The following is a 13866-nucleotide window of genomic DNA, read 5'->3' on the forward strand; positions in this document are numbered from 1 at the left end:
TAACACCATAAATAGTTAAACCTCCATCAGGCCGGCTATATCTGGCCTGATGCAATTCAGAATTATTGGAGCAAGTTGATGCCGACTCATACCCGCATCCGTATGTTCAACACTAAAGAAACCTATCCGAACCAGAGTCTGGATAACGACCTTTGCCAGGCAGTACGTGCCGGCAACACCGTTTATGTCCGTGGACAGGTAGGTACAGATTTCGACGGCAACCTGGTTGGCCTGGGCGATCCCGCTGCCCAAACCGAACAGGCAATGAAAAACGTTAAGCAATTACTGGAAGAAGCCGGTTCAGATATGAGCCACGTTGTTAAAACAACGACTTATATTACCGACCCCCGCTTTCGTGAAGCGGTTTATAAAGAAACCGGTAAGTGGTTCAAAGGTGTATATCCAATCTCAACTGGCCTGGTTGTTCAGGCGCTGGCACAACCAGAATGGTTGATGGAAATCGATATCATCGCCGTCATTCCGGACGATGAAGCCTGATAGCTGCGCAGAACTTTTTGTAAGCATGCTTCAGCTCAATGAATTGAACCATAGCCCGCCTCCGAAATGACGCGGGCATTTTCACAACCGCAGAACAGGATAACAATATGACATTTTCAGTTGCAGGAATTTGTCCTGATACCGGCATGGTCGGCTGTGCAATCACCTCTTCGAGCATTTGTGTCACCAGCCGGTGTGCCTTTGCCCGTAGCGGTACAGGTGTAGCACTCACTCAGAACATTACCAACCCTGACCTGGGCCCAATGGCACTGGACTTACTTGCGGAAGGACACAATGCCGAAGCGGTCATGGAAAAACTTCAGCAAGCCGAGCCCCATGTGCAGTGGCGCCAACTGGGCGTGCTGGATAAAGACGGCAATGGCAGTACATTCAGCGGTTCCGAAGCACTGGGTATTTATGCCACCAGCGAAGGCACTAACTGTATTGCCATGGGCAATCTGTTAGCAAATACAGACGTGCCTAAAGCCATGGTTGAGCATTTCGAAAACAGTAGTGGTGACCTTGCAGACCGCCTGCTCGCAGCGCTTGAAGCAGGTCTGGCTGCCGGTGGAGAGCTGGGACCAGAGCATTCAGCAGGCTTACTGGTATACGGTGAGCCAAACTGGCCTATTGTCGACTTAAGAGTCGACTGGCACGTTTCACCTATCAGTGAATTACGTATGGTACTGAACAACTATCAGCCACAGATGGATGCATATATTACCCGCGCTAAAGATCCGGCAAACGCAGAATCATATGGTGTACCGGGCGACGAATAACGCCTCAGCATCCATTCCGGACCCGCCCGCCCATATCAGGCCCGCGGGTCTTTTACTTACACCGCTAAACGCAGGTAATCTATACTTCTTATTGCATGTAACACAGCCAGATAAGTAAGAATAACAACAAAAGATGACGTACTGCTTATGCCAAAGACTTCGCTTGCCAACCGTTATTTACAGGCTTGGAACAGCCATGATCCTGATCGGGTACTAAGTTTTTTTAACAAAGATGCAACCTATGTAGACTCTGGCCTGCTACAACAGGTACAAGGGCAGATGGTGGGTGACTATGTTGAGAAAATCATCCTTCTTTGCCCTGATGTCAGCTTTGAACTTCTTGACGGTGGAATTACCGGCAACGGCCGGGCCGCAATTCAGTGGCGTGCCACAGGTAAAGAACTTAATCGCCTCTGCCCACAAATCGACGCAGGCAGTATTGATACAATCTGCGGCTTGGACTATATCGTTCACGATCATGGCCAGTTACTTTCTACCCATGTCTACTTCGATCTGAGCCCTTTCCTGCAAACCACTCACGTATCAGCTATAGCTGCCAGAAAGCATTATCAAAAATCAGGGCTTTCTGAACAGGAGCTGCGCAGTTATCAACAGCAACTCAACCAGTTGATGCAGCACCAACAGCTATATCTTAATAATAACCTGACTCTCGCAGAGCTGGCCGATGAACTGAACCTTTCCAGTAATCACTTATCACAGGTCATTAACAGCCAGTTTGGTTTCAGTTATTACGAGCTGCTCAACCATTACCGTATCGAAAAAGCTAAACAGTTACTTCAGGAAACTGATCCACAGACCTCAACCCTGGACATCGCCTTCAACTCCGGTTTTGGTTCCGTTTCGGCTTTCTACCGCGCGTTCCAGCAGCATGTAAAAATGACGCCGGTGCAATACCGCAAGCGTTATTGTTAGTCCCATCTAAAAGCCCTCAAAACACCATCACTGATTACCACTGTTAATTTTTCCCAGTTTATACGCTGGGAAGTTTATTCCCTTCGCCTCTGTTTGAATGACAACAGATCAGCATTTCGATCTGCGGACACTATCTAAAAACATAAGGTCCGCTTCATTCACTGCAACAGACAAGCGAGCCAATCATGAGCAACGTTTTCAAACTTGATCCTAACGGTATTAACGGTCAGACACTGGAACCTTCCGATTATGTTACCGCGGAAAACCTGACATCCGGAACTGCCGTTGAAAGCGCCCAAACCTTTCTTATCAGTAACGATGAAAAGTTTTCCATCGGAGTATGGGAATGCAGCCCTTGTTGCGAAGAAATCGCAGCCTATCCCGGTGATGAATATTGTCGGGTAATGGAAGGCGCTGTTGAAATCACTGTCGATGGCAACACCGAGCGATATGAAGTTGGTGACAGCTTTGCCATTAAAAAAGGAACCCGTCTGACCTGGAATATGACCAGCCAGTTCAAAAAGTACTTCGTTCTGTACTGCTAAGCCTCACCTTGTCTCCAACATAACAATAACAGGAGAGCAAAATGTCCAGAGATCCTCGTTACGACATTCTCTTTGAGCCGGTCACTATCGGACCGGTCACTGCCAAAAACCGTTTCTATGCCGTGCCTCATGCCGCAGGTATGGGTGACTACTATCCGCAAGCATCTGCCGAATTCCGTGGTACCAAAGCCGCCGGAGGCTGGGGTACAGTTTGCGTTGAACTGGCTGAAATTCACCCGAGTACGGATATTCTCCCTTACATTATGCCCCGCATGATGGATGATACAGACATCAGCTACCACCAGAATATCGTCGAAAAAATTAAAGCCCATGATGCATTGGCAGGAATTGAAATCGGCCACAATGGCCTGAATTCATCTAACATTGTCAGCCGTGAAGTTCCTCTAGGCCCTTCCGGTAACGTCTTCAACGAATACTACCCGGTTCAGTCCCGCACCATGTCTAAAAGTGATATTCGCGACCTGTTGCGCTGGCAGCGCAACGCCGCAATTCGCTCTAAAAAAGCTGGCTATGATGTCGTGTACATATATGCAGGGCACGGTATGGGAATCCCCCAACAATTCCTGTCACGACGTTACAACCGCCGAACTGATGAGTACGGCGGAAGCTTTGAAAACAGAGCGCGTCTGCTCAAAGAAATGATCGAGGTGACCAAAGATGCCATCGGTGATACCTGTGCTGTAGCAGTACGCTTCGGCATAGAAGAGTTGCTTGGCCCTGATGGAATTACCGCGAAAGAAGAAGGCCGTGCGGTCATTGAATATCTGGGAGAAATGCCTGATCTGTGGGACGTTAATCTCAGCGACTGGACCAACGATTCGGTGTCGTCCCGTTTCTCCAGTGAAGGCTATCAGACGGAATACATCAGTGAAGTCAAACAACTCACTAGCAAACCCGTTGTAGGGGTTGGCCGCTTCACTTCCCCAGACAGCATGGTAAGCATTGTTAAACAGGGCATTGTCGACTTTGTCGGCGCAGCCCGCCCGTCAATTGCAGATCCTTTCTTACCCAATAAGGTAGATCGGAATAATCTGGATGAAGTGCGTGAATGTATTGGCTGCAATATCTGTGTAAGTGGAGATCTGACCTACACCACTATTCGATGCACTCAAAATCCGACAATCGGTGAAGAATGGCGTAAAGATTGGCATCCCGAACAGATAGCACCCAAACAAACCGATGCCTCCGTGCTGGTCGTCGGCTCCGGCCCTACGGGTTTAGAAGCCAGTTACCAACTGGCCCGACGCGGTTACGATGTAACCCTGGCTGAAGCCGGTACCGAACTGGGTGGCCGGGTGGAAAAAGAAGCCAAGTTACCAGGTCTGTCGGAATGGATTCGGGTCAAAGACTATCGTGAACTGCTGCTGAAGCAGATGGCTAACGTCAATATCTATATGGACAGCCCCTTGAGCGCTGAAGAAGTACTGGAGTTTGGTTTTGATCATGTGCTGCTCGCCACCGGCGCTCACTGGCGCAAAGATGGCATCGGCCGGCATCATTACAAACCGGTACCCGGTTCAGAACAGGACAATGTGTTCACTCCCGATGACATCATGAATGACGCGGAAATCAGCGGACCGATCGTTATCTTTGACGACGATCATTACTACATGGGTGGTGTGATCGCTGAGAAGCTGGCGGCAGAAGGTCATCAGGTAGCACTGGTAACTCCTGCCGCACTGGTCTCTATCTGGACGGAAAAAACCATGGAACAACATCGGATTCAGGCACGCCTGATGAATGCCGGTGTACGGCTAATTACTCAGCACAGTCTCGACCTGATAAGCGATAGCGACGTGACCATCAGCTGCCTAACGACTGGTAATACTGAGCAAATTGGCTGTCTTTCTGTCGTGATGGTGACCTCTCGTCAGGCAAACGATGAGCTGTATCAAAAACTCGTCAGTGAACCGGAAGCTTTGCAGAACGCAGGCATTCTCAGCGTCAGTCAGGCCGGTGACGGTGAAGCTCCTTCCACCATTGCAGCAGCTGTATACGCGGGACACCGCTATGCCCGCCTGCTGGAAACAGAACCTCAGGAAATCCCATACAAACGGGAACGGGTAAAGCTAATTCATACCAGTTAATGCATTGCAACGCATTCAACTCAATCGAAACAGTTGCTGTACAAACAACAATAACAAAACCGGAGTCAACTCATGACCAACACATCCCCTCTCGATATCAATCGCTGGCAGGTAATTTTTGCTAATGTGTACCTCTGTACTCTGCCAGCGCTGGTTATTATTTTCCTGCCAATGCTGGTCGGCGGTATGGTAGAACATCTCGGTATGACCGCTCAACAGGCCGGCTTTGTCGCCACTGCAGATATGCTTGGCTATACCATAGGCACTGTCGTCTCTTTCTTCTTTATCCATAAACTCAACTGGCGCACCCTGACGCTGGGTTGCATCATTCTGATGGCTATCGCCAACGGAATATCCGGCACAATTACTGACTACGAAACCTTGCTGATCATCCGTTTTATCTCAGGTCTGGGCGGCGGTGTCCTAACTGCAGTAACCTTTGCTGCTATCGGTCAGATGCGTGATCCGGATTCAGCTTATGGTTGGTGGCTGGTCTTCCAAGCCGCTTTTGGTTTCGTCGGGTTCCAGTATTTCTGGGACATCAGTGTAAACGGCGGCTTTATCGTACTGACAGTATTGCTAGTGTTAGGCACCCTACTGATCCGACTGGTCCCTGAACAGGCCTTGCAACAAGGCAACAGCCGTCAGGGAATTGATAAAAGCATGGTCGGCAAAGCGATTGCCGGAGTGGCTGCCATTTTACTGGTGTACATCGGACTCATGGCTGAATACACCTACCTGGAACGGATAGGTAACGAAGCAGGCCTCAGCCCAGATGAAATCGGTACTGCCTTCTCAGCGATGTCTATTGCTGGTCTGATCGGCGGTGGCCTTGCAGCAAAACTGGGTGCAAAGTTTGGCCGTCTGATTCCTGCTTTGCTGGGGGCTTGTGGCTGTATCGCTTCGTTCTACCTGCTGTCTGCCGACCAAATGGACTTTAGCCTCTATGCAGCTGCATGCTGCCTGTACTTCGGCCTTTGGAGCTTCCTGCTGCCATATCTGGTAGGTGCCTGTGCAGCCGTTGACAGCTCTGGCCGCACCCTGGCAATGGGTAACGCAGCCATCGGTGCAGGTCTAGCCTTTGGTCCATTCATTGCAGCCAGCCTGATCGGAGAAAACGGTTACGGCATTCTGGCGGGCGTTGCAACAGCCTTTGTTGCAGTTGGCTTCCTGCTAATACTGCCGTTGCTAAAAGCATTAGGTAACACAGCTGAACCAACAGCTAGCAGCCAACCAATCAATTAATTTCAGAGCCGCACCGGCTCATCACCGGTGCGAGGTTATACCTGCAAGGAAATCTGATTATGAAAATTATTGTCCCCGTTAAACGGGTAATTGACCCAAATGTCAAAGTCCGGGTCATGACAGATAACTCAGATGTAGATCTGAGTAATGTAAAAATGGCCCTCAATCCATTCTGTGAAATAGCTGTAGAAGCCGCCATTCAGCTGAAAGAAAAGCAGCAGGCAGAAGAAATCATCGTTGTTTCTATCGGCGCTAAAGAATGTCAGGAACAGCTTCGTACCGCCCTGGCACTGGGCGCAGACCGGGCTATTCACATTAATGCAACGCCAGAAAACAGCTTGGATGTAGCTAAACTACTCAAAGCTGTCGTGGATCAGGAACAACCTGGCCTGGTAATACTCGGAAAACAGTCTGTTGACGCTGATAACAATCAAACCGGCCAAATGCTTGCAGCTCTTACAGATATGCCTCAGGCAGCCTTCGCCTCAGAAATAGACCTGCAGGCGGACACTGTAACCGTCAACTGCGAAATCGATGACGGCATTCAGGTACTGAATCTGGACTTACCCGCACTAATCACCACCGACCTACGCCTTAACGAACCCCGTTATGCTTCCCTGCCGAACATCATGAAAGCCAAGCGTAAACCGCTAACTGAAACCGATGCTGCAAGCTTAGGCGTTAATTTTAAAAACTCACTAAAAACCCTGCGAGTGGATTCCCCTACAGAACGACAGGCCGGTATTAAAGTGACATCAGCGAAAGAACTGCTCGATAAACTCACCCATGAAGCGAAGGTAATCTGATGACAATTCTGGTTATAGCGGAACATGACAATAACGAACTAAAACCCGCAACCCTGCATGCAGTAAGCGCCGCCTGTGACATTGCCGCAACACATGGTGCTGAAATCCAGTTGCTCGTTGCAGGTTATCAGTGCACAGCGGTTTCAGAAACAGCGTCAACTATCAGTGGTATTCACCAGGTAATCTGTGCTGATCAGCCAGAATATGCACAACAATTGGCAGAGAATATCAGCAAGCTGATCGTCGCCCTGGCCAGTGATTACAGCCATATCATTGCGGCAGCTACCAGCCAGGCAAAATCTACGTTACCGCAAGTGGCTGCGCTACTGGATGTAACTCAGATTTCAGACATTAATCAGGTTATCAGTGCGGATACTTATCAACGTCCAATCTATGCAGGTAACGCCCTGGCAACCGTTCAAAGCAATGAGAAAACTCAGGTAATCACGGTCAGAACGACCGGTTTCCCTGCCGCACAAAATGATGGTCAGGCTAACATCAGCAGCACTGATTTATGTTTCAGCACCAATAAAATACGCTTTATCGAAAACCGCCTGTCGCACTCAGAGCGACCAGAACTTACCTCCGCCCGCATAGTCATCTCAGGTGGCCGTGGCATGGGTAGTAAGGAGAACTTTGCCTTACTGGACCCTCTGGCGGACAAGCTGGGGGCCGCTATAGGAGCGTCCCGTGCAGCGGTTGATGCCGGATATGTTCCAAACGATATGCAGGTAGGTCAAACCGGGAAAATAGTTGCACCTGAGCTCTATATTGCCGTCGGTATATCCGGAGCAATTCAGCATCTGGCAGGGATGAAAGATTCCAAAACAATTGTCGCGATTAATACAGATGAAGAAGCACCTATTTTCTCAGTGGCAGACTATGGGCTGGTTGCGGACCTGTTTGAAGTCGTGTCAGAACTGACTTCAGAGCTTAAATGAGGACTTATGTGAGAGCCTACTTAAGAGCCCACCTAAGAACTTAACTTAAGAGCTCATCTAAGAACTTAACCTAAAAACTGATAACAGAACTGTCTCGGTTCCCAAATTGATCTAACCAGTCACACATCGAATACAAAACGCTCCGATATGCCTTTTGGATGATTTAGCGTATTCATCTGTCGGACATTTTAAGGCATATCTTTTTGGCAAAGGTACACCCGTACCTTTGCCGTTTTTTTTGCAATTCCTACACCGATTTATCCCACACATTCATTCTAAATAAGTTTTTTTGATCCAAATCAAAAAATAAAAATATTTTAATGATGAAGAACAAGCGCATATTCTGAAATTATCGTCAGCTGGCCATTGCTCCCCAGCACTGCAACTGTTCTTCACGGCGCAGTTTCAGTTGGTCATCCGGCGACATGAAAATAATGGCAAGCGCAACAGCGCACTGCCGGATAATAACAAAGCTTCAGGAATCAACATGGCTCATACCACCCTGCAACTGCTGAAAGATCTGATCAGCTTCGATACCACCAGCTGTAATTCCAATCTGGAGCTGATGGCCTATGTGCAGGAATTCCTGAACAGCAACAGTGTAGACAGCCAGCTCATTTATGATGAAGCCGGCGGCAAAGCGAATCTTTACGCGACTATCGCCGGTTCGGGCAAAAACCAGCAACAGGTTGCCACTAAAGCTGGCGTAATGCTGTCCGGCCATACGGATACTGTTCCGGTCACCGGTCAAAACTGGACCTGTGAGCCTTACCAGCTAAGCGAAGCTAATGGCCGCTACTACGGCCGTGGCACCAGTGATATGAAAACCTTCATAGCATCAGCACTGGCAGCAGTACCTGCAATGCAGGCAGCTGACCTGCAGCTGCCGATTCACCTGGCATTCTCTTACGACGAAGAAATCGGCTGTGTTGGTGTACGTCGTATGATCGACACTCTGAAAAGCCACCCGGTTAAACCTGCAATTTGCATCATCGGTGAACCCACTGAAATGCAAGTTGTTACCGCGCACAAAGGCAAGTTGGCGGCAAAAGTCAGTGTCTACGGCAAAGAATGCCATTCCGGCATGGCACCATACGGTGTTAACGCCGTGAACTACGCCGCCCGCATGATTACCTGGCTGGAACAGCTGGCCCATGAAAAGCAAACTCTGGGCCCCTTTGAAGACGGCTACGACATTTCTTACACCACAGTACATACAGGTGTTGTGCATGGCGGCACCGTTGTAAATATCGTGCCTAATTTATGCGAGTTCATTTTTGAATTCCGCAACGTTGCTGCAGAAGATCCCCGCGGTCTGCTCGAACGCCTGCAAGGTTATGCCGACAAACTGACTGAAGAAATGCGCACTGTTGATTCGGATTGCCGCATTGAAATCAATATCACGACCGAATACCCAGGGTTAAGTACCGCCAGCGATAGCGAAGTAATTGCCTTCGTTAAAAACCTTGCCCAGCCGCTGGCAAAAAAACATATCAACTTCGGCACCGAAGGTGGCCTGTTCAGCAAAGCTCTGGGCATTCCAACCGTCGTCTGCGGCCCGGGCAGCATGGATCAGGGCCACAAGCCGGATGAATTTATTCATATTGATCAAATTAACCAGTGCGATGCCTTCATGGACCGCTTGATTACCCAGCTAAGCGCATGAGTCGCCAGCCAGGTTTTAACAAGATGCGCACATCGCAAATTGTGGAGGAAGTCTTACCCGTTGTACCGTCCGGTCTTATACTTGAATAAGACCAACCTGATATCAAAAATATAATAAACCAGGAGTAAAAAATGTCTGACAATTCTACCTACGCCTCAGGCGGCGCTGATGCTTCCCAGAGAAGTGCCAGCAAGGGGTTCAGCAGAGTTCTCGGTTTAGGCTCACTATTAGCCGTTGCCGTTGGTCTGGTTGTATCCCAGGGTGTTATGGTTCTGATGCTACAGGGTGCTGGCATCGCGGGTCTGGGCTTTATTGTCCCACTGGCCATCGGTTATATTCTGGCCCTGACCTATGTCTATTCATTCTCTGAACTATCACTGATGATTCCCCGTGCGGGCAGTCTCAGTAGTTATACTGAGGTGGCTATTGGCCATTTCCCCGCTATTCTTGCGGTCTTCTCCGGCTATGTCGTGGTGGCAATGTTTGCCCTTTCGGCTGAGCTGTTACTGGTCGACTTTATTATCGACAAAATTTATCCGGGTGCTTTCCCGCAGTACACCGTAGGCTTTGGCTTACTGGCTATCTTTACCGCACTGAACCTGATGGGCATTGATGTATTTGCCAAGCTACAGTCAGTACTTGCGTTTGTCATGGTTGTTGTTTTGCTGGTACTTGGCCTGACAGCAGTATCCGGTTTTGCTAATCCACAGCCTGCTGATATTGATCTGACATCTACCTGGAACCCATTGGGTGCAGAAGTAATTACACTGGTTGCACTGGCAATCTGGGGTTACGTAGGCGCGGAATTTGTTTGCCCGCTGGTGGAAGAATCCAAAAATCCTGAGCGTAACATTCCTCGTTCTATGATTATCGGCGTTACCGTTATTTTCGGTACTATCGCTATCTACTGTCTGGGTGCCCTGCTGTACATTCCAGCAGATGACCTGGCGGGTTCTCCGTTACCACATTACGACTACTTCAAAGCAGTATTCGGCGATGTAGGTTTAACTTTCCTGGCCGTTGCAGCTGTTACTGCCACCTGTTCTACGGTTAACACTTCCCTGGCTGCTATTCCACGTATGCTTTACGGTATGGCACAAAATGGCCAGGCGTTCCCACAGTTCAAAAAACTGACTAAAACGACTAAAACCCCTTGGGTTGCGGTGGTATTTGTTGCTGCTGTAACGGGCATTCCAATGCTGGTAATGGGTGACAACCCGGATGCCATTGGTCTGTTACTAATCTCCGCTGCTATTGCATGGTTGCTGGCTTACATCATTACCCACATTAACGTTATCGCACTGCGTAAACGCTACCCGGATATGAAACGCCCTTATAAGACACCTTTCTACCCGCTGCCACAGATTATCGGTATTGCAGGTATGATCTACGCGGTGATCTACGCATCACCGGCTCCTGAACTGAGTAATCAGATCTTCGGAGCAGCTGGTGCTGTGCTGGCTATCGTATCGGTGATTGGTGTGTTTTGGGTGAAAGTGGTGATGAAGAAAAACCTCTTCGAGCCTGAACCTATTGAAAAAGCACTGGACGCTGAATAACAGCTCTGGTCTGACTTAGTAACACCAAAAAAGGCAGTGAATTCACTGCCTTTTTTTATGGAATACCAATTACCAAATCTATTACTGCTCACACATAAAGTCAGTTAAGAAATCACTGAATGCCTGGACCTGACGTGGCATGTAACGACGTTGCGGATAGACTATCTGTAAACCAACGGATTCATCATCCTGCTGACTCAGACCTGCCGTAAAGTCTTCCAGTAAAGGTATCAGCCGACCGGTACTGATATCCTTACAAACATCCCAGTAAGACTTCAGCACAATGCCCATTCCCTGAAGCGCCCACTGACGTACAAGCGCGCCATCATTACCGGTCATAACAGGTGTTATATGCATCGCTGTTTCCTGCCCTTCAATCACGAAGAACCAGACATTCCTTACTTCTCCAGACGGCGCCATAACAATACAGTCGTGTGTCTCGAGGTCAGCAGGATGTTTTGGCTTGCCTCTGTGCTGTAAATATTCAGGAGACGCACACAACAGTCGGCGGTTTGACACCAGTGGACGTGCAATCAGACTGCTGTCTGGCAGGTTGCCTATTCTGATGCCCAGATCAAAGCCTCTCTGCGCCAGATTCATGATGCCATCGTCCAGATGCAGCGAAACCTGAACCTTAGGATACTGACGTACAAACTTCGCCAATGCTTCAGCTATAAACTGACGGCCGAAATCAGATGGTGCAGTGACAGCCAAACGGCCACTTAACTCCGCTGCCTCATCCTTTAAGACAGCTTCTGCTATGTGCAGCTCTTCAACTATGCGTAAACATGACTGATAAAAACGCTCTCCTGACGGAGTCAGGCCAATGCTACGGGTACTGCGATGTAAAAGACGGGTTTCGTACCTGGCCTCCAGGCTGTTAATTCTGGCAGTCATTGCTGCCGGTGATAAGCCCACCTGCCGACCTGCAGCCGCTAAACCACCCGCTTTAACTACTTCAACAAACAACTCTACGTCATCAAGTTTCGCCATAAAAGTACGGACCTTTGACTTACCATTATTCACATTAAGTGAATTATCATTTCACATTGACACCAATTATCAAAATATTCTGCAAAGCTTAGCCTGTCACTATTCAGTCAACACAACCCCATACAGGCCAACACATGAAACTGAATCACGCGTTACTGTCATGCATGAACATAGCTGCCATGGAAGACTTCTTTACCCGGATTATGGGTTTCACCGACGGACCACGCCCGCCATTTCCATTCGAGGGAAGCTGGCTATATAGCGACAACCTGCCAGTACTTCATCTGGTCAGTTCATCTACATCGGCAGTATCACAGCAACAATATCTGCAACCAGTGAAACCGCTTAACGACCTCACTGTGTTGTCATCAGACTGTGCAGGCCAGCAATTAATTGACCATCTGGCTTTTCAGGGCGACGACTATAACGCGCTGATACAACGCCTTGATCAGCATCAGGCAACCTACTTTGAACGCACCGTTCCACTGAGTAATGAACATCAGGTTTTCATTGTCGGGCCTGAGCAACTCAAGCTGGAAATTCTTTTCAGTCAGAACAAAACACCATTGCCCTGAAAATCCGTGAGCAAACACCATGACTGCAACTTCAGCAGTCGCCACCACATTCAAAATCACCAGCCGTTAACCAAGGAATACACATGTCAGATCTGAACCTTCAAAGTCAGGGCCGCATCGGCCAGACAAGCACAGCTAACCGAATCGTCATGGCGCCCATGACCCGAGCCCGCACCACTCAACCCGGCGATATTCCCAATGCCCTGATGGCTGAGTATTACGCACAGCGTGCCAGCGCCGGACTGATCATTTCAGAAGCTACTCAAATTTCACCCCAGGGCCAGGGATATTCCTATACCCCAGGTATATTTTCAGAAGCACATTTACAAGGCTGGAAACTGGTGACAGAAGCAGTGCACCAGGCTGAAGGTAAAATTTTCTCCCAGTTATGGCATGTTGGCCGCATGTCCCATGAATCTTTCCATACCGACGGAAAACCCGTCGCACCTTCAGCTATCGAACCCATGGCTCAGGTATGGATAGTTGATGAAAATGGTGAAGGACAAATGCTCGATTGCCCAACACCCCGGGCCCTCAACTTGCCAGAAATCAGACATATTATTGCGGACTACCGGCAAGCAGCCAGTAACGCTATTAATGCAGGCTTTGATGGTGTTGAAATACATGCAGCCAACGGCTATCTGATTGACCAGTTTATGCGCCGCAGCTCGAACACCCGCACTGATAACTACGGCGGCTCAATCGAAAATCGTATCCGCTTTGCCTGTGAAGTTACCGCTGCAGTCTGTGAAACAATCGGCGCTGAAAAAGTAGGTATCCGGCTGGCGCCATTTATTACCCAGCGCGGCATGAACGACAGCGAAGCCATTGAAGCGATTCTGCAGGCGGCACGCTACTTCAACGATCTAGGCATTGCTTACATTCATCTGGCAGAAGCTGACTGGGAAGATGCGCCTGTTGTAACCGACAGCTTTCGTCATATTCTCCGGGATGTGTTTGATGGTGCCATTATTGTTGCCGGTAATTTTACCCAGGCAAGCGGCGAACAGCTGATTCAAAGCGGCATGGCTGATTACATAGCCTACGGACGTAAGTTCATTACCAACCCCGATCTGCCGCGACGTTTCGCCGAAAACCTGCCTTTGGAATGCCTTAAAGATAAGAGCAACCTGTTTGGTGGAACAGCAATCGGCTATACCGATTACCCTGCACTCCCTGACTAAGCAAATACTCAAGTCAATTGCACAACAGCATGAC

General features: G+C 49.0%; 13 protein-coding genes. 12 read left to right on the top strand and 1 reads right to left on the bottom strand.

The window, feature by feature from the left end:
• Window positions 1-78: 78 nt before the first annotated feature.
• From OCU49_RS13915 to OCU49_RS13960, 10 genes are all read left to right on the top strand, one after another.
• Window positions 79-498, top strand: coding sequence for a RidA family protein (locus OCU49_RS13915; protein ID WP_261841169.1), 420 nt, complete (start codon window positions 79-81; stop codon window positions 496-498).
• A 107-nt stretch (window positions 499-605) separates the two neighbouring features.
• The gene (locus tag OCU49_RS13920; protein ID WP_261841170.1) at window positions 606-1277 is read left to right on the top strand and encodes a DUF1028 domain-containing protein; all 672 of its coding nucleotides are present in this window, start codon (window positions 606-608) and stop codon (window positions 1275-1277) included.
• Between the two features lie 147 nt (window positions 1278-1424).
• Window positions 1425-2210, top strand: coding sequence for a helix-turn-helix domain-containing protein (locus OCU49_RS13925; protein ID WP_261841171.1), 786 nt, complete (start codon window positions 1425-1427; stop codon window positions 2208-2210).
• A gap of 185 nt (window positions 2211-2395) precedes the next feature.
• Window positions 2396-2755: a cupin domain-containing protein gene (locus tag OCU49_RS13930; protein ID WP_261841172.1), complete on the top strand. Its 360-nt coding sequence runs from the start codon at window positions 2396-2398 to the stop codon at window positions 2753-2755.
• 41 nt (window positions 2756-2796) lie between these two features.
• Entirely contained in the window at window positions 2797-4863 is a 2067-nt protein-coding gene (locus OCU49_RS13935) for an oxidoreductase (RefSeq protein ID WP_261841173.1), read from the top strand.
• 72 nt (window positions 4864-4935) lie between these two features.
• Window positions 4936-6108 carry an MFS transporter gene (locus OCU49_RS13940; protein ID WP_261841174.1) on the top strand — a complete coding sequence of 391 codons (1173 nt, stop codon included), beginning with the start codon at window positions 4936-4938 and terminating at the stop codon, window positions 6106-6108.
• A gap of 59 nt (window positions 6109-6167) precedes the next feature.
• On the top strand, window positions 6168-6914 hold the full coding sequence (locus tag OCU49_RS13945) for an electron transfer flavoprotein subunit beta/FixA family protein (protein WP_261841175.1): 747 nt from the start codon (window positions 6168-6170) through the stop codon (window positions 6912-6914).
• On the top strand, window positions 6914-7855 hold the full coding sequence (locus tag OCU49_RS13950; protein WP_261841176.1) for an electron transfer flavoprotein subunit alpha/FixB family protein: 942 nt from the start codon (window positions 6914-6916) through the stop codon (window positions 7853-7855). Before OCU49_RS13945 ends, OCU49_RS13950 begins: the two co-directional genes overlap by 1 nt.
• A 487-nt stretch (window positions 7856-8342) precedes the next feature.
• The gene (gene argE / locus OCU49_RS13955; RefSeq protein WP_261841177.1) at window positions 8343-9521 is read left to right on the top strand and encodes an acetylornithine deacetylase; all 1179 of its coding nucleotides are present in this window, start codon (window positions 8343-8345) and stop codon (window positions 9519-9521) included.
• 131 nt (window positions 9522-9652) lie between these two features.
• Window positions 9653-11080, top strand: a complete 1428-nt coding sequence (locus tag OCU49_RS13960; RefSeq protein WP_261841178.1) for an APC family permease — start codon at window positions 9653-9655, stop codon at window positions 11078-11080.
• Window positions 11081-11161: 81 nt separating this feature from the next.
• Here OCU49_RS13960 and OCU49_RS13965 read toward each other — a convergent pair whose 3' ends face one another.
• Window positions 11162-12073, bottom strand: a complete 912-nt coding sequence (locus OCU49_RS13965; protein ID WP_261841179.1) for a LysR family transcriptional regulator — start codon at window positions 12071-12073, stop codon at window positions 11162-11164.
• Between the two features lie 134 nt (window positions 12074-12207).
• Between OCU49_RS13965 and OCU49_RS13970 the strand changes: the two genes are divergently transcribed.
• Together OCU49_RS13970 and OCU49_RS13975 are read left to right on the top strand one after the other, a co-directional pair.
• The gene (locus tag OCU49_RS13970; protein WP_261841180.1) at window positions 12208-12648 is read left to right on the top strand and encodes a VOC family protein; all 441 of its coding nucleotides are present in this window, start codon (window positions 12208-12210) and stop codon (window positions 12646-12648) included.
• 83 nt (window positions 12649-12731) lie between these two features.
• Window positions 12732-13832: an alkene reductase gene (locus OCU49_RS13975; RefSeq protein WP_261841181.1), complete on the top strand. Its 1101-nt coding sequence runs from the start codon at window positions 12732-12734 to the stop codon at window positions 13830-13832.
• Window positions 13833-13866 lie beyond the last annotated feature (34 nt).

The sequence above is a fragment of the Aliamphritea ceti genome (assembly GCF_024347215.1).
Taxonomy (GTDB): domain Bacteria; phylum Pseudomonadota; class Gammaproteobacteria; order Pseudomonadales; family Balneatricaceae; genus Amphritea; species Amphritea ceti.